The following is a 23,383-nucleotide window of genomic DNA, read 5'->3' as shown; positions in this document are numbered from 1 at the left end:
TAGAATGCAAGCCATCGTCGCGGTTTCATAGGCTTGACTTGTCCCTATCTTCTCCTTCGGTCTTGGCCGACGCCCACAGGGTGGCGTTCCGGCAGGTATGGCTGGCGCGTTACGGCTCGCCCGGCGAGGCCCAGGCCCTGGCCGAGCAGTACCTGGCCGAGGCCGGCGACGATCAGCGCCTGATCTTGCGCATGCAACTGGTGCAGCAGCGATTGGATGCGCTGCACGCCGGCGCTGGCGAGCCCTACCGAGAGCTGGCGGCGCGCATGCAGGCCCAGGGCGATGTGCCAGGCAGCCTGATCGCGCAGAGCATGGCCTTGGGTGCCGAGAACTTCGGTGGCGACGCGGCCGGCGCGCTCGCAGCCTATGAGCAGCTCAGCGACGCGATCAATGGCATGCAAGACCCGTTGGAGCAGCATGCCGCGATGGGTTCATCACTGGTGCTGTACCAGGCGGCAGGCGATCTGGTTGGCTATATGCAGCAGGCCTGTCGCATGCTGCAGCTGACGCAAGAGATCGACCACAGCGGCATGAGGTCGGCGGCGCTCAGCAATCTGGGGATCGCGTTTTTTCTTGCGGGCGATGAACTGCAGGCCCGGATCCAGCTCGAGCAGGCCGTGGCCAGCAATGAGCTGGGAGGGTGGGTGCGGTTCGGCGCGGTGACCATCCTGTCTGAGATTTACGCCTCGGCCGGTGACTTCGAGAAGGTGATGCCCTTGCTGCGCATGTGGTCCTTCCCGTCCAAGTCTGCCGGTCTGGATGGCGCCACGCTGGCGCACTTTCACGTCCTGGGTGCCGAGGTCTTTGCCAGCCTGGGGCAGATCGAAGAGGCGGTTGCCTACCTCGACTTCCTGACCGACCGCTCTGAAGACCAGCACAGCCACGATCTGCTGTGTCTGCTGGCCATGGCGCGGGCCATGGTCCACCAGGCGGCCGGGCGACCTGCGGAGACGGCTGCAGCCACGGCAGAGGCTTTGCGCCTGGTCCAAACCATGCCGCGAAGCGAACGGACCTTGGCGCCGCGGTTTTGGTCCCGCATGGCCGAACTGTTCAGCACACAAGGCCATTGGGAGCAAGCCTATGGCTTGATCCAACGCTACCGGCTGCTCGATCAGGCCAAGAAGCGAGATATGGCCGCCGTGCGCCGGGTGGCGGCGCAGTTCCAGACCGATGCCAGCACACGCGCCATCGAAGCCGCGCAGCGCGACCGCCTGACCGGCCTGGGCAACCGCGAGCGCTTGATTGCGGTCGGTGACAGCTGGATTGCCCGCGGCTTGGCGCCCCATGTCGCCATGCTGAATGTGCGGCGCTTCAATGCCATCAACCAAGCGCTCGGCCAGGACATTGGCGATGCCGTGCTGCAGGCCGTGGCCGAACGCCTGAGCCAGGTCTGCATCCGTTTCGACCACGCCCTGGCCGGCCGCGTCTATGCCGATCAGTTCGTTCTGGTGTTGGCCGGTGAGGCTGCCGAGCTGGCCGACTTGCAAGCCATGGCCTCGGAGCTCTTCGCCACGCCGCTGCAGGTGGCCGGCCAGTGGGTCGACATCAGCACTGCGTGGGGCCTGTCCTACGGCCCCGACCACGGCAGCACCATGCACCGCCTGATGAGCCATGCCGAGATCGCCTTGCACGAGGGGCGGCGCAGCGATGCCAGCTGGACCGTCTACGAACCCAGCCTGGTGCGGGCCGACCCCTTGCAGCTGTCGCTGATCTCCGAGCTCAAACGGGCCGCGCAGGACGATGAGTTCACCTTGCTCGTTCAGCCCAAGTTCCGACTTGTCGACAACGCGGTCACCAGTTTCGAGTCCTTGATTCGTTGGAATCACCCCAGCCGCGGACTGGTTCCACCCGTGGACTTCATCCCCTTCGCAGAAAGCACGGGCAATATACGCGGCATCACCGAGTGGGTCTTGCGCCGGGCCATGTTGCTGTCGGCCCAGCTCCGCCAAGCGGGCCTGGTCTCGCAGATTGCCGTCAACGTGTCGGTGCACGATGTCGGTTCGGCCGCGTTCCCGGCCACCTTGAGCGAGCTCTTGAACGCCACCGGCGCGAGGGCCGAGGACATCCGGCTGGAGCTGACTGAGGGCGCAGTCATGAAGGACCCGGCCACCGTGATCGACCGCATGCGCGAGATCAATGCGCAGGGTTTTGAGTGGTCGGTCGATGATTTCGGCACGGGCCAGTCCTCGCTGGCCTATTTGCACATGCTGCCGGTCTCCGAGCTCAAGATCGACCGCAGCTTTGTCCGCGGCGCCGCCGGCGCGAGCACCACGCTGACCCTGCTCAAAGCCGCCATCGACCTGGGCCGAAATCTGGGCCTGGCGACCGTGGGCGAGGGGGCCGAAACCGAAGAAGAGTGGGCCTTGCTGCGCCAGCTCGGCTGCACCACAGCCCAGGGTTGGTACGGCGCCCGCCCCATGCCGGAACAGGGTTTGCTGAGCTGGTTGCAGGGGGGGGCGCCACTGGCGGGCGGCTGAGGCGGCTGTCTTACTGGTCGAACTGCAGCGCCGCCAGGCGCGCATACAGCCCGTCGCGCGCGCTCAGTTCCGCATGCGTGCCTTGCTCGACGATGCGGCCATGCTCCATGACGATGATGCGGTCGGCGCGCTGCACCGTGGCCAGGCGGTGGGCGATGACCAGGGTGGTGCGGTCCTGCATGGCCACTTCCAGCGCGGCCTGCACCATGCGCTCGCTCTCGGCATCGAGCGCACTGGTGGCCTCGTCCAGCAGCAGCAGGGGCGGGTTCTTGAGCATGGCGCGGGCGATGCTGATGCGCTGCCGCTGGCCGCCGGACAGGCGCACACCGCGCTCACCCAGGAAGGTGGCATAGCCCTCGGGCAGGGCGCGGATGAAATCGTCGGCAAAGGCCGCCTTGGCGGCGGCCATCACCTCGGCATCGCTGGCCTCGGGCCGGCCGTAACGGATGTTCTCCATCGCGCTGGTCGAGAAGATCACGCTGTCCTGCGGCACCAGGCCGATGGCCGAGCGCAGATCGGCCAGGCGCAGGCGATCCGTGGGCACACCGTTGAGCAGGATGCGGCCGCTCTGCGCTTCGTAAAAACGCAGCAGCAGCTGGAACACCGTGCTCTTGCCGGCGCCGCTGGGGCCGACCAGGGCCACGGTTTCGCCCGGGGCAATTTCCAGGTCGAAGTCCGCCAGGGCCGCCTGCGCCGGGCGCGAGGGGTAGTGGAACTGCAGGGCTTGCAGGCTCAGGGCCGTGCCGCCCTGAACCGAAGGCAAGGGCAGGGGATCGCGGGCTTCGGCCACGGGTGATTCGCTGGCCAGCAGCTCCATCAGGCGCTCGGTCGCGCCGGCCGCGCGTTGCACATCGCCAAAGACCTCGGCCAGCACCGCCACGCTGCTGACCAGCAGGATCACATAGACGACAGTCTGGCCCAGATGGCCGGCCGTGATCTTGCCCGCCAGCACGGCCTGCGTGCCCTGGTACAGGCCCCAGAGCAGGGCGGCAAAGGTGGCGGTGATGATGAAGGCCACCAGGCCCGAGCGCACCTTGGTGCGCTTGCGGGCGGTGTCAAATGCGCTCTCGCTGGCGGCGGCAAAGCGGGCAGCCTCGGCCTTCTCCTGGGTGTAGCTCTGCACCACCGGCACGGCATTGAGCACCTCGGCCGCGATGGCGCTGGTGTCGGCCACCCGGTCTTGTGAAGCGCGGCTGAGCTTGCGCACGCGCCGGCCGAAGTACAGGGCCGGCAAGACCACCAGCACCAGAATGCCCAGCACCTGGCCCATGACCAGCGGGTTGGTCGCCACCAGCATGATCAGCGCGCCGATGCCCATGACCGTGTTGCGCAGGCCCATGCTGAGGCTGGAACCCACCACCGTCTGCACCACCGTCGTGTCGGTGGTGATGCGGCTGAGCACCTCGCCGCTCTGCGTGGTTTCAAAGAACTCGGGGCTTTGCTGCAGCACATGGCGGTAGACCGCATTGCGCAGATCGGCCGTCACCCGCTCACCCAGCCAGGTCACCATGTAGAAGCGCCCGGCCGAGAACAGACCCAGCGAAGCGCCCACCATGAAGAGCGCCAGGAAATGCTCTCGCATGGCCATCAGGCGCTCGCCGTGGTTGCTGGCGCCGCCCAGACCCTGATCCACCAGCTGGCGCAAGGCCATGGGAAAGGCCAGGGTGGCCAGGGCCGCGAGCAGCAAGAACAGCAGGGCCGCACCGATGCGCAGGCGATAGGGCCGCAGAAAAGGCCAGAGGCCGCTCAAGGAACGCGGATGCGCCCCGGGGCGAGCGGCTGCTTTGGGGCCATCGGCCGCAGCCAGAGTGGCGCGGGAGCTGGAAGGCAGGGCGGCAGGCGTGGCGGCAGGCGAGGTGGCAGGCGAGGTGGCAGAGGATGACATGCAGCGCAGTGTAGACAGGACAGAGGAGGGGGCGCGAGGTGCACCAAACGCAAGGGGATGCGTGCTGAGCACGCCGGCGCTTCGGACTCCGAGCGAGGAGCCTAGGGGTGAGGGTCGCAGCAGCTGAGATGGGGTGACTTGCCCCCTCCACAAGCCCTGGCTTCGGTGTGCTTTTCTATTATTTGCCTTGACAATGATTGCCTAGGCAAATAAATTGCCACCCATGCCCAAAAGCAAAACTCCTTCGGCCACCCCTGAGCCCGGCCAGCACCCGGGCCCAGATCGGGGTGCCAGCGCGGAAGCGGGTCTCGACGCCGCCGGTCATCCGCGCTTTTATCAGTCGGCCAGCTACCGTCGCGAAGACAGCCTGGGCTGGCTCTTGCGCAAGCTCAAGCAGTCCATCGTCCATCAGGCAGGCCGCCAGCTCGGCGATCATGGCCTGACCCATGCGCAGTGGGGCGTATTGATGGTGCTGCGCTTTGGCAGCAACCACTGCACGACCACGGCCCTGTGCCGCGAACTCGATGCCGACGCGGGTGCGCTTTCGCGCTTGCTTGACCGCCTGGAAGCCAAAGGCCTGGTTCTGCGAGAACGCTTGGCCGAAGACCGCCGCGTGGTCCAGGTCTCCTTGACCGACGCCGGCTTTGCAGCCTCCGACCAGCTTCCGGCCTTGCTGTCCGATGTCTTCAATGCCCACCTCAAGGGCTTCAGCCACGCCGAATGGCAGCTGCTGCTCAGCATGTTGCGCCGAATGATTGACAACGGCGAAGCGCTGCGCCGGGCGCAAAGCACCCCGGACATCGACTGATCGCCGCCGCCCAGGCTGCAGCGGCCGCGCCGTCGACGGGCCACCTTGCCCGGTACGCGGCATCCCCTTTCTCTCGAATTCATGACCATGCTTGCACACCCCCTCAAACGCTTGACCCTGGCGCTGAGCTTGCCGACCCTTTTGGCGGCCTGCGCCTTGCAGCCCACGCTGCCTCCAACTGCCCAGCGCCTCGATGGCTCACAAATCGGTCTCCAGGTCAACGCGGACGCCCCCGCCCATATGGCGCCGAGTAGCTGGTGGACCGAGCTGAACGCGCCCGAGCTCAATGCCCTGATGCAGCGCGCCCTGAGCGAAGCGCCCAGCCTGGCCCAGGCGCGCGCCCGCATCCAGCGCGCCCAGGCCAGCATCGACAACGCCGAAAGCAGCGAACGCGCTGCCGTCGGCCTGGGCCTGGACGCCGCCCGCCAGCGCTTCCCCGAGCACAGCATCTACCCGCCGCCGCTGGCCGGCACCTTGCGCAACACCGCCACCCTGCAGGCCTCGGCCAGCTATGAGTGGGATTTCTTTGGCCGCCACCAGGCCGAGCTGAACGCCGCCCTGGGCAGCGCCCAGGCCGCCCGCGCCGACGCGGCCGCCGCCCAGCTGATGCTGAGCAGCCAGCTGGCGCGCAGCTATGTGCAGCTGGCCCGTGTGCTGGCCCAGCGCGAGCTGCTGGCGCGCCAGAGCGCCGAGCGCGAGCAAGCCCTGGCCCTGGTGCGCCAGCGCAGCCAGGCCGGCCTGGACACGGCCCAGGACCTGCGCGCCGCCGAGCTGCCCCTGCCTGAGCTGCGCCGCCAGGCCTTGCAGCTCGAGGAGCAGGCCGATCTGCTGCGTCATCAGCTGGCCGCGCTGAGCGCCCAGCCCATGGCCGCGCTGAAGGGTTTGAAGCCCGCGCTGCCGGCCGCGCTGCCGCTGGCCGGCGAGGGCGCCTTGGGCCTGGACCTGCTGGGCCGCCGCCCCGATGTGGTGGCCGCTCGCTGGCGTGTGGAGGCGGCCACGGCCCAGGTCAGCAGCGCCCGAGCCCAGTTCTATCCCAACATCTCGCTGGGCGCCTTTGTCGGCTTCAACGCCATCGGTTTTGACAATCTGCTCAAGTCCGGCAGCCTGCAGTACGGTGTGGCGCCTTCCTTGCGCCTGCCCCTGTTCGACAGCGGCCGCCTGCGCGCCCAGCTGCGCGGTTCGGCGGCCGAGGCCGACGCGGCCGTCGCGGCCTACAACGGCGCGCTCTTGGAGGCTGTGCGTGATGCCAGCGACCAGCTGCGCAGCCTGCGTTCCTTGCAGGAACAGAAAACCGAGCAGGCCGCTGCGCAAGCCCATGTGCAGGCCGCCCTGGAGCTGGCCCGCCAGCGCCACAGCGCCGGCCTGGGCAACCGCCTGGCGGTTCTGAACGCCAGCCAGTCCCTGCTGCAACAGCAGCGCCAGGCCCTGGACCTGCAAGCCCAGACCCTCGATGCCCAGCTCCAACTGCTGCGCAGCCTGGGTGGCGGTTGGACCGAGGCCAAGCCCTAATACCCAATTCACGCGGCGCCGCCCGAGCGGCCCGGCGCCCGCCACCACGCACACCGAAGAGACCCAAGATCATGTCCGACATCCAAGCCTCCAAGCCCGAAACCAACCCCAAGCGCAAGAAGGCGCTGACCGTGCTGACCCTGGCCGTGCTGGCCGGCGGCATCGGCTACAGCGTTTTTGAAACCATGGTCGGCCGCCGCTATGAGCAGACCGACAACGCCTACGTCAACGCCAACGTGGTGCAGATCACCCCGCTGGTGGCCGGCACTGTGCGCGCCATCCACGCCGACGACACCGATTTCGTGCGCGCCGGCCAGCCCCTGGTCAGCCTGGATGCGGCCGACGCCCGCGTGGCCCTGGAGCAGGCGCAAAGCCAGCTGGCGCAGACCGTGCGCGAGGTGCGCGGCCTCTACGCCAACAACAGCACCCTGCAAGCGCAGATCCACGCCCGCGACAGCGAGGTGCGCCGCGCCGAGGTGCAACTGGCCACGCTGCAAGCCGATGTGGCGCGTCGCGCGCCGTTGCTGGCCAGCGGCGCTATCGGCCGCGAAGAGTACGAGCACGCCACCGCCCAGGTCGCCAGCGCCAAGAGCGCACTGCAGACCGCGCAGTCGGCCTTGTTGACCGCCCAGGAGCAGCTGAACGCCAACCAGGTGCTGACCGAAGGCGTCAGTGTGGAGCAGCATCCCAATGTCCAGCGCGCCGCCGCCCGCGTGCGTGAGGCCTTCCTGGCCCTGCAGCGCGTGGAAGTGCCGGCGCCGGTGGACGGCTGGATCGCCCGCCGCAGCGTGCAACTGGGTCAGCGTGTGGCCGCCGGTGCGCCGCTGATGTCGGTGGTGGGCCTGCAGCAGGTCTGGGTCGACGCCAATTTCAAGGAAGGCCAACTCGCCCGCCTGCACATCGGCCAGCCCGCCACCCTGGTGGCCGATGTCTATGGCAAGAAGGTCGAGTTCAAGGGCCAGATCGCCGGCCTCGGCGCGGGCACCGGTGCGGCGTTTGCGCTGCTGCCGGCGCAGAACGCCACCGGCAACTGGATCAAGGTGGTGCAGCGCGTGCCGGTGCGCATCGCGCTCGATGCCAAGCAGGTGGCCGAGCATCCCCTGCGTGTGGGCTTGTCCATGAATGTCAGCGTCGATGTGCAAGACCAGAGCGGCAAGAGCCTGGCCGAAGCGCAAAGCCGCCAGGCCCCGCTGGCCCAGACCTCGGTGTTCGAGCGCCAGGATCAGGCCGCCGATGCCGAAGTGGCCCGCATCATCAAAGCCAATCTGGGTGGCAGCAAGGCCGCCGCGGCGGCCCTGAAGCCGCTCACGCCGGCCACCAAGGCCTGAGCGGCGAGGCCCTCGCATGAGCAGCTCCTCCGTAACTGACCCCCGGGCCCCGCAGGCTTCGTTGGTGCCGCCGGCGCCACCGCCGCCGCTGCAGGGCTCGGCCCTGGTGCTGGGCACCCTGGCCCTGTCCCTGGCCACCTTCATGAACGTGCTGGACTCGTCCATCGCCAATGTCTCGCTGCCAGCGATCTCGGGCGATCTGGGCGTGAGCCCGGTGCAAGGCACCTGGGTCATCACCAGCTTTGGCGTGGCCAATGCGATCTCGGTGCCCCTGACCGGCTGGCTGACCCAGCGCTTCGGCGCAGTGCGCCTGTTCACCGCCAGCGTGCTGCTCTTCGTGCTGGCCTCCTGGCTGTGCGGCTTCGCGCATTCGCTCGAGATGCTGATCGCCTGCCGCGTGCTGCAAGGCCTGGTGGCCGGGCCCATGATCCCCCTCTCGCAGACCCTGCTGCTGAGCAGCTTTCCGGCCGCCAAGGCGGGCACCGCTCTGGCGCTCTGGGGCATGACCACCCTGGTGGCGCCCGTGGTCGGGCCGCTGCTGGGCGGCTGGATCACCGACAACGTCTCCTGGCCCTGGATTTTTTACATCAACGTGCCGGTGGGTCTGTTCTCGGCCGTGCTGACCTGGCAGCTTTATCGCAAGCGTGAGACGCCGATCAAGAAGCTGCCCATCGACGGCGTGGGCCTGGCCCTGCTGGTGATCTGGGTGGGCGCGCTGCAGATCATGCTGGACAAGGGCAAGGAACTGGACTGGTTCGCTAGCGGCGAGATCCAGATCCTGGCCGTCGCCGCGGCCGTGGGCTTTGCCTTCTTCGTTGCCTGGGAGTTGACCGACAAGCACCCGGTGGTGGACCTGCGCCTCTTTGCCCGCCGCAACTTCATCTTCGGCACGGCCACCCTGTCCATCGGCTACGGGCTGTTCTTCGGCAATGTGGTGCTCCTGCCGCTGTGGCTGCAGCAGTGGATGGGCTACACCGCCACCGACGCCGGCATGGCGCTGGCACCGGTGGGCCTGCTGGCCATCCTGCTCTCGCCCGTGGTGGGCAAGAACGTGGCCCGGGTGGACCCGCGCAAGATCGGCACCTTTGCCTTTCTGATGTTCGCCCTGGTGCTGTGGATGCGCTCCAACTTCACCACGCAGACGGACTTCGCCACCATCATGGTGCCGACGATTCTGCAAGGTGCAGCCCTGGCCTGCTTCTTCATCCCGCTGACCACACTGACCCTGAGCGGCCTGACGCCCGACCGCCTGCCCGCCGCCGCCGGCCTGTCCAACTTCGTGCGCATCACGGCCGGGGCCATGGGCACCTCCATCTCGACCACGCTCTGGGAAAGCCGCGCCACGCTGCACCACCAGCACTTGGTGGAGCGCTTGGCGCAAGGCGACCCGGTCGCCACCGAAGCTTTGGCCGGGCTGCAGACGGCGGGCCTGACGCCCCAGCAAGCCGCCTTCCAGATCAACCGCCTGATCGATCAGCAGGCCTTCACCCGTGCAGCGGACGACATCTTCTTGGCCTCGGCCGCCATCTTCCTGCTGCTGATCGCCGGCATCTGGCTGACCCGTCGGCCGCCGAAGTTAGCGGCGGGCGCGGCGGCGGTGGATGCGGGTGGGGCGCATTGAAGCTTCTGGCGGGGTCTAGCCGCTACTGGGCGTCACCTGTGTGCAGTGCTCGCCGAAGCGCGGCTCGTGCGAGCAAACGTGTCGAGTCCAACGTTGGCAAGGCGGAGTTCTTGGCGTTCACGATCAATGAAATCTCCGTGCATCCGAGTATGACGGCATCGCAACCCTTCTCTTTGAAACCGTGGATAGCGGACTGGAAGTAAGCGATGCTTTCCGGTTTGATCGTCCCGCAAACAAGTTCGTCCATGATGATGCGGTCCATTTCATCCCGCTCAGGAATGTCTGGCTTGACGCACTGCAGGCCTTGCGCTGCTAGCTTTTCAGGATAGACCGCGCTGTCAACAAGCCAGCGAGTGCCCGTCAGGCCGAGGCGCCTGCATCCGCGTTCAGCGGCTGCCAGTGCCACAACCTCGGCGATGTGCAGCCAGGGCAGCGGAGAGCGAGGCTCGACGTAGGAAAAGGCTTGGTGGATCATGTTGTCAGGACAGATGAGAAAATCGGCCCCTGCCCGCGCCAATTTTCGGGCTGAAGTCAGCATCAATTCGCCAACACCTTGCAGATCTTTCCGGTCAAGGCAGCTCACATAGTCAGCGAGCGATGGCGTGTGCATCGAGACTTCAGGGTGGGCATGTTTCCCGAGCAGTGCGGCGCCCTCTGAACAGATGGTTCGATAGCAAAGCGCTGCCCCCTCGGCCGAACAAGCAACAATTCCGATATGGAGTGGCATGGGCGTGGCGTGGAGTGGAGTGGAGTGGAGTGGATTCTTGTGGAAGCTAGCGTTTGAGCTAACCGGCCTGCAGCGGCGTGACGCGGCTGGCCGAGAATGAAATGACGGCCAGCCGGGGCATGCCGTTGCGGGTCGGATCGAGCGAAGGGTTAGGCCGCATTCGGTTTGCAACGGACCGCGAAGTCCACGTGGTAGTGCTCATCATGCCGTACCCAGGGCTTGCCTTTCATGAAAGGCAGATTCTTCTGCAGGTAGGCGCCTCTGTTTGTGGCGAACAGGCGTGACTGATATTGATTCTCGAAGATGACCAGGACCAGACGCGAGCCTGCCGCCTTGGCGGCGATATCAAGCTGATAGAGGTGCTCAGCCAGGGCCTCGAAGTCGATCGAATACTCGTCGTACTTCGCCTCTTGGTTGAACTCTACGTCGTACCCGAATCTTTCGGAGAGGTTCGTGGGCAGCGGTACCGAACGGCCTTTGCCGTCCCTCACGGGAACAAAGAAGTCAACCGACAGGCCGTTCTGGTGAGTTCGGTGCGGCCGGAACTTGCCACCGGAAGGCCAGCCGGTTTCGCCGTAGACATAGTGGGTGTTCGGGTGGGAGGCGGCGAGGGCCTTGTAGCTGGTCTCGAGGATCTCAGCTACCTTTGAATGAACGTGAGTTCGGCCTGCGGTGGCTGCCAATGCACTGTAGGAGGAGAAGTTGGCTCCGCCGAGGGGAAGCTTGACGCTCCCTTCGACTCGCCCGTTGCTCACGGTCCCGTAGCACTGACTCTCGGCAGCAGAGGCCAGCAATGGGAGCAGCAGAGCGGCGGTGGTAAGAGTGCGGCGCTTCAAATGCGGCCTAACGTACGCGGTAAGCGGACCAGCCAGCGTAGCTTGCGCAGGTCCGCTTGACCAAACGGTTAAAGCGCATTGCACGCTCCGTCTGGATGAATCATGTGAAGCTGCTTTTTCTCCGTGTAGCAGACGACGCACACAAGTGCCATGTCGTTGAATTCTCGAAAGGCGTCGGTCATTCCACCTTCGGCTTCGAACTTGGCCTCGCACATCGCGCACCAAGCCTGCAAGTCGTTCGGATCGTCGCTGTTTTCGACAAAGCCAACAGGCGGTCGATCAGCCCCAAGCATGTGGCGGCAAACGACAGCCGAGACGCGAGAACCGTGCGATCCGCATGCAATCAGCAATGGATGAGCGTCAGTCATTGGAGATGCGCTTTAACGTTGAAGCTGAGCCGGAGCCGCAGGCGATCGGCTCGAGCGACCAGTTATGCAGAGCCGCTTCGAAGGCACTGCAGTGGAAGTGGCCGACAGCATACCGAAGCTGTACCCATGTGGCGATCGGCTGAGGCGGCAAGCGCTTTGTTCTTCTGCGGGTCGGTGGCAGACCAAGAAGAGAGTACGAGCATCCGGGCCAAGACCGGCAAGATCACGGCGGACGGAAGCTGGTCCGGATCGACTGCAGCCCGACTCCGAGAGGATCACGGCAGCTTGTTCCGCGTGGCCGAGGCGAACGCCCGACCTAGAACGGACCTTCAACCGTTGTTTAGCTTGCTGCATAACGTCGAAGTTGAGCCGCGAGCGGCGGCTGGGCGCGGAAGGCCCAGAGTGAAATGAGGGCCTGGAGTGACCAGCCGTTGCGAGTCGGCTCGAACGCCGGGTTAGGCGGCATTTTGCTTCCTAGCCGCGGCGAGTACGCGGAGAAATGCGAGCCGATGATTGCACTTGGGGCAGCATGCCTCCCTGGCAATTGCCGGTGCCTCGACTGGCCCCACCAAGTTGAGCGGATAGTCTGGCAGCGGCCCCGGAGGCAACCCCCAATGCTCTGGGAAATAGGAGCCAAAATCTGCATCGCAGAAATCGCAGAGAACGAGCTCGTGACCCCAGAGCTCAAAGAAGTTGTATTCATGCTCGTTTCGCCTGAACTCATCCAACTCAGACTCGGAGTGGCCGCAGTCGAAACACGGCGCGACATCGCTTTCTATCATCGCGGTCGAGCAGATTGGGCAGTGTGTGGTGGGCATGACGCCTAACGTGAAAGTGAGCGGACGCCGAAGGCGGTCCGCTCGAATGACAGGTTGTGCGTTGCGCGTGAAAGGCAGCCTGATTCAATGGGCATGCTTGGCCTCGTAGTCTTGCAACGCCTCCGCCAATCCCGCCGCAACACCCTCGCAGTCTTTGCGCCAAACATAGTCCGTGTCCTGGCGCGTGATGACAACCGTGCAACGAAGGTTCGGCCTTTCCCCGTCCCACTTGAGCAAGACAACGCCTCCGTGCGCTTGAGCAGCCTCAATCTGCGGAATGAAACGGTCGATCATCTCGGTCACCAATCTAGCGACGCACAACGTTTGAGCTAGCCGGCCCGCGACGGCAGGACGCCGGAGGGCCAGAATGAAATGAGGCCCGAAGGTGGCATGCCGTTGCGGGTCCGGTTGAACGATGGGTTAGGCCTTGCCGATACTGGCATGCGAAGCGGACACAGAGCTGAACTACTGCTTGCGTAGCCAATGGATGCCATAGATGACTCTTGTGTCAGTGCGCAAAGCGTAGCCAAAGATTGTTACCGGCAAGCACCCCAGCGCGAAGATGGCTACGTGAACGTATGTTGGCTCTGACCACCTGAGGAGAAGGAACCAAGTAAAGCCAAGCACCGCCCATGCGAGGCCTAGCGCATGCAGCACTTTGTAGACAGCCCTCTCTCGTTGAGAGAGTCGGTCCCGCGACGCGTTCAAATCAGACACTACTGGTACCAAGAAAGGTGAGCTCGCTGCCAAGCCGACATGAGCGTGCGATTGAAGGTGCGACTAACGTTGTATTGCAGAGCATCGTGGCTAGGTGGACTCTGTTGCAAGGCCTAACGTGAGCGGTAAGCGGGCCAGCCAGCGTAGCTGGCGCAGGTCCGCTTGACCAAAAGGTTATAGCGCTGCATCGCGAACCCAGTAGTAACTTGGGGCATCGCCTGCAGCGGCTTCGAAGTACGCAAGCCCATTCGCTGGTGATTGCGCGAGCTCGATGTCTTCGGGCCGCAATGGCCGCCATCCGGGAGCGCGAAGGATGGTGCCGACAACGGAAACACCCACGGGAAATCTTTGAAGAGCAAGCAACTGGCTTTGGACCAGGCTTTTCTTGTTAGCTCCGCCGCCCATTGCCGGGTTCGCGAGCTGCACGTGGTCATCTTCCCAGCCGCACAAATTGCAGATCTCGTAACTGCCGGGCGGCTCCCCGAAGACGAGGAATCCGCAGCTTGGGCAAGGGAATGACTCTTCACTCATGGCGAGCGCTATAACGTGAAAGTGAGCGGACGCCGAAGGCGGTCCGCTCGAATGACAGGTTGTGCAGAGCCACTTCGGAGGCACTGCCTTGGAACAGGCCCACAGCATGCCGAAGCGGTACCCATGCGGCGAACGCCCGAAGCGCCAAGCGCCTTGTCCGCCAGCCCTCTGGCGGAGAACCAAGAAACGACGAACAAGCGGCGGAGGCAAAGCAGGCAAGATCACGGCGACCAGGGACTGACAGTGCTTGAACTGCGCCCGACTCGAGCAAGCGCGATGCGGACTGGCCGGCGAGACCGTGGCGAGCGACGGGCCGAAGGCGGATCTTCATGCGTTGCCTAGCTTGCTGCACAACGTGAAAGTGAGCGGACGCCGAAGGCGGTCCGCTCGAATGACAGGTTGTGCAGAGCCACTTCGGAGGCACTGCGGTGGAATTGCCCAACAGCATACCGAAGCGGTACCCATGGGGCGAATGCCCGAGGCGCCAAGCGCCTTGTCCGCCTGCCCGCTGGCGGCGAAAGACGAAAAGGAAACCAAGCGGCCGAGCCCAAGCCGGCAAGATCATGGCAGCCGGAGGTTGAATTGGCTTGAACAGCGCCCGACTCGAACAAGCGCGATGCGGATTGCCCCACGAGATCGCGGCGAACGACGGACAGAAGGCGGATCTTCATGCGTTGCTTAGCTTGCTGCACAACGTGTTGTATATCGACGGCACACGCCGCATATCACGGCAAGTGTCGTAATAACCGACCACGAATCAAGCCGGGCAAGTGCTTGTCGGGGAAGGCTTTTTTGTTCAAGCATTTGCTTTCCTCAGCTCATTAATTCGGGCGACAAAAGCCGCGCTTGTTACAAATGCACGCTCAGCACGGATGGCGGTCGAAACCGGCTGGCCGGTCGAATATTGCCATCAAATTGTGGCGGCTTTGACTCTTTGGCACTGAACCGCGGGTGCGCTGATCGTTCGCTGCGGCTTGCGGCTGGTTTTTTGAAGATGCCCAGCTTCGCTACGCTTCGGGCCATCAAAGATTGCTCGCAAACAGCCTGCGCAAGAACAACTGCTTGAAGCTGTGTGCTTCATTCAAGCCCAGGCGCTCCAGCCAGGCCTCGGGTACCGGGGCTTGCGGCCCCAGGCTCTTGACGATAAGTTTGACCAACTCCACCGGGTGGTGGCTGGCGTGTTTGAGCTTTTTGAGCGCGCGCACGATCTGCATTTCTTCGTTGCTGAGGTCGGTGCCGAAAGGGAAATCGGGCAGCACGCCGCTGTTGCGCCAGGGGCGCAGGCGCTCGCGCAAGGTTTCGGGCAGGTTGTGCCGTGCCGCAGCTGGCAGCTGGTAGTCGGCCGGCAGCTTGCCGTGGGCCTTGGCTTCGTCCATCAAGCCTTGCTGGAAGCGGGAATCGCAGACCTGCAGCAAGCGCGCAATCACCTCGGCATCGCTGCAGCCGCGCAGATCGGCCACGCCGTACTCGGTGACGACGATATCGCGCAGGTGGCGTGGGATGGTGCAGTTGGCGTAATGCCAGACGATGGAGCTGCTCAGGCCCTGGGCGTTGTCGTGCGTGGCGCGCAGCAGCAAGATGGAGCGGGCGTCCGGCAGCGCATGGGCCATGGCCACGAAGTTGTACTGGCCGCCCACGCCCGAGACCATCTGGCCCGACTCATAACCGTCCGATGATGCGGCGCCCAGCAGTGTCATCTTCATCGTCGTGTTGATGAAGCGGGCGTCGCGGCGCTGGGCGCGCTTGAGTGCCTCCGAACCCTGGGCGTCGCCATGGAGCTCGTTGATGTAGTGGATGCGCGTCATGGCGATGCGCTGGCGCAGGGCTTCGGGCAGCTCGCGCAAGCGCTGGTAAAAATCGCGCGGGCCGAGGAAGAAGCCGCCGTGCATCAGCGCCGCGCGGCGCCAGCCCAGGCCTATCAGTTCGGGCGCCAGGGCCTCGGGCTGGTTGGACCAGGTCTGGCCTTGCCAGAAGAGCAGATGGCCGTCCGCGGCGAGCGTCACGCCGGCCTGCAGCAAGCCCTGTGATTGCAAGAAGGCCAGGTCGCTTGCGCGCAGCGGCGAGGCAATGCGCCCGCGCTCGCACAGGGCGCGGATCACGCCGGCATCGGGCGCGGCGCCCAGGCGCCCCTCCAGGGCCAGCTGCTGCAGCGCCAGATCGTCGAAGACCAGGCGGCGGATCAAACCCGCATCGATCAAGCGCATGAAGCCGTTGACGAACATCTCCGAGCAGCCGTACAGGCCTTGCTCGAAACGGCCGAGCTCGCGCCCCTCCTGCCAGCCGTCGGGCGCCACGGCCGCGCCGCCGCTGCACAGGCCAGCCAGGATGGCGCGGTAGTCGTGGTTGCGGCTGTCGCGCACGATCAAGGCCTGGGCGATAGCGTCGCCAAGCGAGCCGATGCCGATCTGCAGCGTGCCGCCGTCCTTGACCAGGCTGGAGGCATGCAGGCCGATGGCGTAGTCAGCCCAGGAGATGGCCGCGTTGGGTGGCGCAAACAAGGCATGGCTGCAGCCCGGGCCTTCAACCATGAGATCGAACAAGCGCGCATCAGCAACCGCCGGGCCGGGCATGAAGGGCAGGGCCTCGTTGACCATGGCCACGGTCAGGACCGGCTGGCCTGCGGCGCGCTGGTGCTCCAGCAGGTCAAAGCTCAGATCCGGGTTGCAGGACAGCGAGAACTCGCGCTCGCCCGTTTCCGGATTGACGCGCGCTGCCACCGCCTGAATCAGCAGATTGACGCCCTGGGCACAGATGTCGCGCACGGCAAAACTGTAGTTGGTGCAGATGAAGCCCTGCTGCGCCGCCTCATTGCCCAGGTAATCGGCGGTCTTGAGAAAGAACTCCTGCACCGCGATGTTGTCCGGCAGCTGGCCGGCCCGCAGCGGGCCGACGTAGGCCAGATCGGGGTAGTCGGCAAACACCCGTTCGACCAGGGGTGCCAGGAAATGCTGCTCCAGCTCGGTGCGGCCCTTGGGCTTTTCCAGCGACAAGGCGGTGTAGATGCGCAGGCGCCGCTCGGGCAGGGCGGCGATGCGGCGGTAGAGCGCGTTGACCAGGGGGTTGGGTTTGCCGATGCCCAGGGGCAGGGCCAGGCCGATGTCGCCGGGGATGCGGCGCAGGATCTCGTCGACGGCGGCCTCCAGATCGGCGCAGAGCTGGGGCTGTGGCTTGGCGCTCAGGTCGTCGTCGGGTGCTTGGGGGGCGTTGCGATGCAGCAAATCAGTCTCCTGCGGTCTTGTCTTTGTTGTCTTTCCACTCGGGTGGATGCCACAGTTTCCGGCCCCGCCGCAAGGTGAGTCTTGACATTCAGCAAGATCGCCACAAAAGCCGGCCAAAGCGGCGAAAAGGCCTAGTGGCTTCCCCCCAACCCATGGGGTGCGCGCCCTGGCGGCCGGCCAGCCTGTGCTGAAATGCGGGCAGCTGTGCGATCTGCAGCGCAGGCGGGCCCGTCCGGCGCCTTTCTTTGCGCCGATCTCTGCGCCGGCCTCTGCACTGTCGCCAGCCTCCCGCACCCGCGTCCCCCAGTCTCTGATCCCTGTAGTTTTGGCTCCTGATCCCATGCAAGACGACCTGAATGTGCCGGCCTGGCTGCCGCCGCTTCGCCTCGCCTTGCAGCGCGTGGGCCCGGGGCCGCTGCGCTGGCTGTTCTGTGCCTTTGTCGGCCTGGTCTGCGTGGCGGTGTCGCAGTTGCTGGTGTCCTTGATGGGGCAGGGCGACCGACTCAGCGCGGCGGTGGTGGCCGCCGTCTGCGGCCTGGGACTGGCCGCACTCTTCAGCGCCAGCCTGCTGGGCCTGCTCAGCCATCTGGACCGGGCGCTGCGCTACTCGGTGCGCTACGCCACCCGCGACAGCCTGACCGGCCTCTACAGCCGCCGCCATTTTCTGCATCAGGTGGAGCGCGAATGGTCGCTGGCGCGGCGCTACGAAACCCCCTGCGCCCTGGTGCTGATCGACATCGACCATTTCAAACGCATCAACGAGGCCTACAGCAGCCGTTGCGGCGATCTGTTGCTGCGCGAGGTGGCCGGGGTCTGCGGTGAAACCCTGCGCCACGCCGATGTGCTGGCGCGTTACGGCGGCGAGGAGTTCATGCTGTTTCTGCCCCACACCGATCCGCTGGGCGCGCTCGATGTGGCCGAGCGCATCCGTGAGCGGGTCGAGCGCATGGGCTATGGCTGGAACGGCCACAGCATCCCCACCAGCGTCAGCATCGGGGTGGCCGTGCTCAAGCTCAACCACACGGGTCTGGACGATCTGCTCAACGAGGCCGGCGAGGCCTTGCACCTGGCCAAGGCCGATGGTCGCAACTGTGTGCGCGCCGGCCCGGGCCTGCTGCCCGATTCGCTGAGCGCCATCCGCGGCTGAGCAGGCCGCCGGCTTCAGATCTTCAGGGCCTCGGCATAGCCGGTCAGCTCCAGATAGCCCAGGCCGCTGCGTCGGCCACTGGCGTCCAGCAGCTCGGCCGCGCCCTCCCAGTAGCGGATGCCGGCGCCGGCGCGGCCGTGGATCTCCTGATCGTCCATCAGGGCGCGCAGGCGCTGCTCACCCTGCGGCGTGCGCAGCCGCCATTCGAGGGGATAGCGTGCGCCACCGCGCGGGCTGGCCCACAGGCGCCCGGGCTGCAGCTGCACCTGCTCGGGCCCCAGCGCCTCGGTCCGGCCATCGGGCCGGCGCCAGCTGCCGCCGCTCCAGAGCGTGCTGCCGTCTGCCCGGCGCAGGCGAAACACGGTCAGCGCGCCACCATCGCTGAGGTTGATGCCGGCCCAGTCCCAACCCACAGCGGCGTCCTGGCTGGCGCCGGCTTCGGCGCCGGGCTTGCCCAGCAGGTTGTTGCTCCATTCGTGGTCCAGCCAGGATCGGCCTTGCAGGCGCAAGACCTGACCCTCCAGCCGCAACTCCGCCTGGCTCAGCAGCTGCACCTGGCTGTAGTAGTGGCTGAACTGATCGGGCTGCGGCCCTTTGCGTGAGTAGCCACCATCGCCCTGCAGCAGCAGGGCCTGGCTGGTCTGCAAGCTCAGGCGCAGCTCGAACCCGGCGCTGCGGCTGCGCAGCTGGGCTTGGTAGGCGTGGCCGTCCGGCAGGTTCTGGCGTTGCAGCGACCAGTCGCCCATGCGCAGCTGGCAGTCTTGCTCACTCGCTTCATGGAGACCGGCCACGGCCCGGCCCAGGCGCTGGTCGTGGCGCAGCCGCCCGCCGGGGCGCAGATCGCTCAAAGCGCCATGGGCCAGCATCAGCTGGCGCGCGGCCAGGGCGCTGGGGTGATCGAGCGGTGCCGGGCCGCGGCGGCGGAAAAATGTCAGCTGGTAGCCAAACTCGGGCTCGCTGCGGCCCTCGCGCGCCAGGCAGCCGGTCAGGTACCACCATTCGATGGCGGTCTCCGGGTGGGCCCCGAAATCACGCGGAAACTGCAGGCGCGTGGCCGGGGCTTGCGGCGCCGCCCAAGCCGCCGTGCCCGCTACCGGACCCAAACTGGCCGCTGCGGCCTGCAGCAGCCAGGCGCGGCGGCGCCGGAGCAGGGCCTTCGCTTCCGCCGACATCACCAGTCCTCCTTCACGGCCTGCACCGCCTGCTCGCCAATCGCCTGGCGCCCGGCCAGCACCGCCGCCAGCACGCCGGCCACGAACACCGCGGCCACCAAGGCCGCCAGGCGCGCTATCGGCAGGCTCATGTCCATGCTCCAGTGAAAGCTCTGCGGGTTGACCACCCAGATCAGCACGGCGCTCAAACCCAGGCCCAGGCCCAGGCCGGCCAGGGCGCCGACACCGCAGAGCAGCAGCGACTCCAGGCCCAACAGGCGCAGCACATCGGCGCGCCGGAAGCCCAGGTGCAAGAGCAGGCCGAACTCGCGCCGCCGCGCCAGGGCCTGGGCCGACTGGGCCGCGGCGATGCCGAACAGGCCGATGGCCAGGGCCACCGCTTGCAGCCAAACGGTGACCGCAAAGCTGCGGTCGAAGATTTGCAGCGACAGGCTGCGCAGCTCGCCCACAGCCGCGATCTCCAGGTCTTGCGGCGCCGCGGCCAGGGCGCGCAAGGCCTCGCTGCGGCTGCTCGCATCGGCGCCGGGCGGCAGCCAGAGGTAGAGCTCGGTGATGCGGCGGTCGCCACTCCAGGCCTGGTAGGCCTCCAGAGGCATCAGCAGGGCGCCGCTCTGGCGCGCGTAATCGCGCCAGACCCCGCGCACAAAGACGGGCAGGGCAGGGCCCTGCGGGTTCAGGCGCAGCTGGCTGCGCTGGCCCGGCTGCAGGCGCAGGCTGTCGCGCAGGGCTTCGCTGATGTAGATCGGGGTCAGGTCTTGCGAGCCGGCCGGCGGCGCTGCCAGCGGGCCGGCCAGGGGCAGGTCTTGCTCGCGCAGCTCACGGGCTTGCAGGGCCGGTAGCTCCTGCTCGGGCGCGAGCCCATCGATCCAGACATCGCGGCTGCGCTGCAGGCTCAGGCGCTGGACCTGGCCGCTTTGGCGCACCGCTTCGATCAGTTCGGGCGGCAGGGGCGCCTGGTGCCCACCCTCGCCACGCAGGGCCGAGCGCAGGTAGAGATCGGCCGGCAGCATCTGGCTCAACCACTGGCTGAGCGAATCGCGGAAGCTGCCCACCATCACCAGCATGGCCACCGACAGGCTCAGCGCCACCAGCACGCCGGCCAGGGCGCGGCTGGCCTCAGCGGCCTGATCGCGGGCGCGCTCACGCATCAGCAGCAAGCCAGCGCTGGGGCGAGGCCAGGCCAAGGCGCGCAGGTTCAGGCGCAGCAGCAGGGGCACGCTGGCCATGCCCCCGGCCAGCATGGCCAGCATGGCGGCATAGGCCGCCACCGGCACGCCGGCCAGCCAGGCCGGCCAAGTCGGGCTGGGCAGCAAGGCCAGCAAGCCACCGAGCGCCAGCAGAGCCGGCCCCAGCCACACGGGCGCTCCGCCGCCCAGGCGCTGGCCCAGGCCTTTGAGCACCTGGGCCACCGGCATGCGCTGCACGCTGCGCGCCGGGAACCAGGCGCTGAGCAGGCTGACCGCCAGGCCCAGGCCGCCGAACACCGCGGCGGCGGGCAGCTGCTCAGCGCTGAAGCGCAGAGTGGGCCGCATGCCGCTGACCGCCGCCAGGCCCAGATCGCTGCCCAGCAGCTGCAAGCCCAGGCGGGCCAGCTGCCAGCCCAGCAGCAGGCCGAGCGCGCTGCCCAGCAGGCCCAGGGCCAGGCCCTCCATCAAGACCAAGGCCATGCGCTCGCGCGCACTCATGCCCAGCACGCCGAGCAAGGCCCATTGCGGCAGGCGCTGCGCCACCGAAAGCGAGAGCACGGCAAACACCAAAAAGCTGCCGGTGAACAAGGCCATCAGCGAGAGCACGCCGAGGTTGACGCGGTAGGCCTGGGTCAGCCGCCCCAGGCGCGCGCCTTCATCGGGCGGCGGGCTGAGTGTGAGGCCGCGGCCCAAGCGCTGCGCGGCCCGCCATTCCTCCAGTGACAGGCCTGGCGCCAGGCGCAGGTCCACCCGGTCGAGCTGACCCAGGCGGCCGAACAGGGCCTGCGCCGCAGCGATGTCGAGGATGGCGCGTGGCGGCCCGCCATCGGGGCTGGCGGCGCCGAGCTGAAAGCTCAGGCTTTGCACGGCCCCGCTGTCGGCTGCCGCGGCACGCAAGCGCAAGACCTGCCCCTGCGGCATGGGCTCGCTCAGGCCCAGCCGGCGCAAGGCAGCGGCGTTGAGGTGGATGCGGCCGGGGTCCAGGCCGTCCAACGGCGAGGCCAGGCGCGGCAGCAGATCGGGCTGGATGGCGCCGGCCTGCAGCAGGTCCAGGCCCAGCACGGTCAGGTTGAAAGGATGGCCCTGCGCGTCCAGCGCCTGGGCCTGGCCTTGCAGCACCGGCGAGGCGTGATCGACCCCGTCCAGATTCGCGACCGCCGCGTAGTCGGCTTCGCGCAGCGGGGTGCCCGGCTGGCTGCGCAGCACCAGATCGGGCTGGCCATTGAGGCTGGCTGCGGCGCTGCCAAATTCGGCCAGAGCGGCGCCGTTGAGCAGGTGCACGCCGTAGGACAGGGCCACGCCCAGGGCGATGGCCAGCACGGCCAGGGCCTGACGCCCGGCCTGGTGGCGCAGGGCCGGCCAGGAGAGCGCACGCAGCCAGACGAACAGGCGCATCGCGTGGCGCATCAGGCGGAGGGGCTGCCCATCAGGTCTTCCAGGCGCAGGCAGCGGTCGGCCCGCTCGGCGGCGCGCTCGGAATGGGTCACCAGCAGGCAGGCCGCGCCTTGCTCGCGCACCTGGGCCAGCAGCAGATCGAGCACGGCGCTGGCACTGCGGCTGTCGAGATTGCCGGTGGGCTCATCGGCCAGCACCAGGGCCGGCTTGTGGACCAAGGCGCGGGCGATGGCCACGCGCTGCAGCTGGCCGCCCGAGAGCTGGCGCGGCAGCCGCTCGCCCAAACTGCCCAGACCCACGGCATCCAGCATGTCTTGCACGCGCTGGGCATCGGGCCGGCCCAGCAGCAGCAAGGGCAGGGCGACGTTGTCGCGCACGCTCAAGTAGGGCAGCACATGAAAGGCCTGGAACACAAAGCCGAGTTGCTGACGCCGCAGCAGGGCGCGCTCGCCCTCGTTCAGGCCTTCGAGCTGCTGGCCCAGCAGCTGCACGCTGCCGCCATCCAACTCGTCCAGGCCGGCCAGGCAGTTGAGCAAGGTGCTTTTTCCGGAACCCGATTCGCCCAGCAAGGCCACCAGCTCACCACGGCGCAGCAGCAAGTCAATGCCCGAGAACACCGGCGTGTGGCCGTAGCTCTTGCTCAGGCCGCGAGCGAGCAGCAGGGGCAACTCGGTCATGCCGGCAGCTCCAGGCCATCGGCCTGCAGGATTTTCTGCAGCAGGGCCAGCACTTGCAGCTGTGCTTGCGGGTGATCGCAGGCCACGATCTGGCGCTGCGGCATGCTGCGCAGCCAGGTGATCTGGCGTTTGGCCAGCTGGCGGGTGGCAGCGCTGCCGCGCTCGGCCAGGGTGCTGAAGTCACGGCTGTCCAGCGCCTCCCAGGTCTGGCGGTAGCCCACGCAGCGCATGGAGGGCAGGTCCAGGCTGAGGTCGCCGCGTGCGCGCAGGGCTTTCACCTCCTCGATCAGGCCGTCTTGCAGCATCTGCTCGAAGCGCTGGTCCAGGCGGCGGTGCAGCCAGGCCCGGTCGCTGGGCTCGAGCGAGATCAGCGGCCAGTCCACGCCTTCGCTGCGCTGCTGGTGCAGCTCGCTCATCGGCCGACCGGCCAGCTGGCAGACCTCGAGCGCGCGCTGGATGCGCTGCGAATCGAGCGGTGCCAGCCGGGCGGCGGTGACGGGGTCCAGCCGGGCCAGCTCTTCATGCAGGGCCGGCCAGCCCAGGCGAGCGGCGCGCTCGTCGATCTCACGACGCAGGGCCTCGTCGGCCTGCGGCATGTCGCTCAGGCCATCGAACAAGGCCTTGAAGTAGAGCATGGTGCCGCCGACCAGCAGGGGCAGGCGGCCGCGCGCCAGGATCTCGGCGCTGAGGCGCCGTGCGTCCGCCACGAACTCGGCCGCCGAGTAGGCCTCGGTGGGCTCGATGACATCGATCAGGTGGTGCGGCACGGCGGCCAGCTCGGCCCGTGTGGGCTTGGCCGTGCCGATGTCCATGCCTCGGTAGACAAGGGCCGAGTCGACGCTGATCACCTCCACAGGCAGAAACTCGGCCGCGGCCAGGGCGGCCGCGGTCTTGCCCGAACCGGTAGGGCCGGCGATGCAAATGGGCCGGCGAAACACCGCAGGGGCCTGGGCCTGGCTCAT

Annotated in this window: 17 protein-coding genes; 6 read left to right on the top strand and 11 right to left on the bottom strand. The window is 67.0% G+C overall.

Annotation, left to right across the window (positions count from 1 at the left end):
• Window positions 1-38 precede the first annotated feature (38 nt).
• Window positions 39-2,477 (top strand): putative bifunctional diguanylate cyclase/phosphodiesterase, encoded by a 2,439-nt coding sequence (locus AC1Q6P_RS15480; protein ID WP_492703249.1) that lies wholly within the window; start codon window positions 39-41, stop codon window positions 2,475-2,477.
• A gap of 10 nt (window positions 2,478-2,487) precedes the next feature.
• Here AC1Q6P_RS15480 and AC1Q6P_RS15475 read toward each other — a convergent pair whose 3' ends face one another.
• Window positions 2,488-4,362 (bottom strand): ABC transporter transmembrane domain-containing protein, encoded by a 1,875-nt coding sequence (locus tag AC1Q6P_RS15475; RefSeq protein WP_492664992.1) that lies wholly within the window; start codon window positions 4,360-4,362, stop codon window positions 2,488-2,490.
• A gap of 223 nt (window positions 4,363-4,585) precedes the next feature.
• Here AC1Q6P_RS15475 and AC1Q6P_RS15470 point away from each other — a divergent pair, with 223 nt between their 5' ends.
• The 4 genes from AC1Q6P_RS15470 to AC1Q6P_RS15455 all read left to right on the top strand — a co-directional run bounded on the left by AC1Q6P_RS15470 (window position 4,586) and on the right by AC1Q6P_RS15455 (window position 9,628).
• Complete coding sequence (locus AC1Q6P_RS15470; RefSeq protein WP_492664991.1) at window positions 4,586-5,170, top strand: MarR family winged helix-turn-helix transcriptional regulator; 585 nt, start codon at window positions 4,586-4,588, stop codon at window positions 5,168-5,170.
• An 87-nt stretch (window positions 5,171-5,257) separates the two neighbouring features.
• Window positions 5,258-6,679, top strand: coding sequence for an efflux transporter outer membrane subunit (locus tag AC1Q6P_RS15465; protein ID WP_492664990.1), 1,422 nt, complete (start codon window positions 5,258-5,260; stop codon window positions 6,677-6,679).
• Between the two features lie 71 nt (window positions 6,680-6,750).
• Complete coding sequence (locus AC1Q6P_RS15460) at window positions 6,751-8,007, top strand: HlyD family secretion protein (RefSeq protein ID WP_492664989.1); 1,257 nt, start codon at window positions 6,751-6,753, stop codon at window positions 8,005-8,007.
• A 16-nt stretch (window positions 8,008-8,023) separates the two neighbouring features.
• On the top strand, window positions 8,024-9,628 hold the full coding sequence (locus AC1Q6P_RS15455; protein WP_492664988.1) for a DHA2 family efflux MFS transporter permease subunit: 1,605 nt from the start codon (window positions 8,024-8,026) through the stop codon (window positions 9,626-9,628).
• A gap of 22 nt (window positions 9,629-9,650) precedes the next feature.
• Here the strand turns inward: AC1Q6P_RS15455 and AC1Q6P_RS15450 are convergent, their stop codons facing one another.
• The 6 genes from AC1Q6P_RS15450 to AC1Q6P_RS15425 all read right to left on the bottom strand — a co-directional run bounded on the left by AC1Q6P_RS15450 (window position 9,651) and on the right by AC1Q6P_RS15425 (window position 16,843).
• Complete coding sequence (locus AC1Q6P_RS15450) at window positions 9,651-10,355, bottom strand: aspartate/glutamate racemase family protein (RefSeq protein WP_492664987.1); 705 nt, start codon at window positions 10,353-10,355, stop codon at window positions 9,651-9,653.
• 149 nt (window positions 10,356-10,504) lie between these two features.
• Complete coding sequence (locus tag AC1Q6P_RS15445; protein WP_492664986.1) at window positions 10,505-11,191, bottom strand: penicillin-insensitive murein endopeptidase; 687 nt, start codon at window positions 11,189-11,191, stop codon at window positions 10,505-10,507.
• Window positions 11,192-11,259: 68 nt separating this feature from the next.
• Window positions 11,260-11,559 (bottom strand): hypothetical protein, encoded by a 300-nt coding sequence (locus AC1Q6P_RS15440; protein WP_492664985.1) that lies wholly within the window; start codon window positions 11,557-11,559, stop codon window positions 11,260-11,262.
• Window positions 11,560-12,461: 902 nt separating this feature from the next.
• The gene (locus AC1Q6P_RS15435) at window positions 12,462-12,671 is read right to left on the bottom strand and encodes a hypothetical protein (RefSeq protein ID WP_492664984.1); all 210 of its coding nucleotides are present in this window, start codon (window positions 12,669-12,671) and stop codon (window positions 12,462-12,464) included.
• A 597-nt stretch (window positions 12,672-13,268) separates the two neighbouring features.
• Window positions 13,269-13,625 carry a CPCC family cysteine-rich protein gene (locus tag AC1Q6P_RS15430; protein ID WP_492664983.1) on the bottom strand — a complete coding sequence of 119 codons (357 nt, stop codon included), beginning with the start codon at window positions 13,623-13,625 and terminating at the stop codon, window positions 13,269-13,271.
• Window positions 13,626-14,647: 1,022 nt separating this feature from the next.
• On the bottom strand, window positions 14,648-16,843 hold the full coding sequence (locus tag AC1Q6P_RS15425; protein WP_492664982.1) for an acetyl-CoA hydrolase/transferase C-terminal domain-containing protein: 2,196 nt from the start codon (window positions 16,841-16,843) through the stop codon (window positions 14,648-14,650).
• 340 nt (window positions 16,844-17,183) lie between these two features.
• Here AC1Q6P_RS15425 and AC1Q6P_RS15420 point away from each other — a divergent pair, with 340 nt between their 5' ends.
• Window positions 17,184-17,990: a GGDEF domain-containing protein gene (locus AC1Q6P_RS15420; RefSeq protein ID WP_271009503.1), complete on the top strand. Its 807-nt coding sequence runs from the start codon at window positions 17,184-17,186 to the stop codon at window positions 17,988-17,990.
• A 14-nt stretch (window positions 17,991-18,004) separates the two neighbouring features.
• Here AC1Q6P_RS15420 and AC1Q6P_RS15415 read toward each other — a convergent pair whose 3' ends face one another.
• Genes AC1Q6P_RS15415 through miaA form a run of 4 tightly spaced genes read right to left on the bottom strand, consistent with a single transcriptional unit; the run spans window position 18,005 to window position 23,383 of the window.
• Window positions 18,005-19,162, bottom strand: coding sequence for a lipocalin-like domain-containing protein (locus AC1Q6P_RS15415; RefSeq protein WP_492664981.1), 1,158 nt, complete (start codon window positions 19,160-19,162; stop codon window positions 18,005-18,007).
• Window positions 19,162-21,756, bottom strand: a complete 2,595-nt coding sequence (locus AC1Q6P_RS15410) for an ABC transporter permease (protein ID WP_492664980.1) — start codon at window positions 21,754-21,756, stop codon at window positions 19,162-19,164. Before AC1Q6P_RS15410 ends, AC1Q6P_RS15415 begins: the two co-directional genes overlap by 1 nt.
• Window positions 21,756-22,421 carry an ABC transporter ATP-binding protein gene (locus tag AC1Q6P_RS15405; RefSeq protein WP_492664979.1) on the bottom strand — a complete coding sequence of 222 codons (666 nt, stop codon included), beginning with the start codon at window positions 22,419-22,421 and terminating at the stop codon, window positions 21,756-21,758. The genes AC1Q6P_RS15410 and AC1Q6P_RS15405 overlap by 1 nt, the downstream gene beginning before the upstream one ends.
• A complete protein-coding gene (gene miaA / locus AC1Q6P_RS15400; protein WP_492664978.1) occupies window positions 22,418-23,383 on the bottom strand; it encodes a tRNA (adenosine(37)-N6)-dimethylallyltransferase MiaA in 966 nt (321 codons plus the stop codon). The genes AC1Q6P_RS15405 and miaA overlap by 4 nt, the downstream gene beginning before the upstream one ends.

It is taken from the genome of Roseateles sp. GW835-FHT13E02 (genome assembly GCF_058794035.1).
The sequence above is the reverse complement of the archived record's forward strand: the minus strand, read 5'-3'. Positions and strand labels throughout refer to the sequence as shown.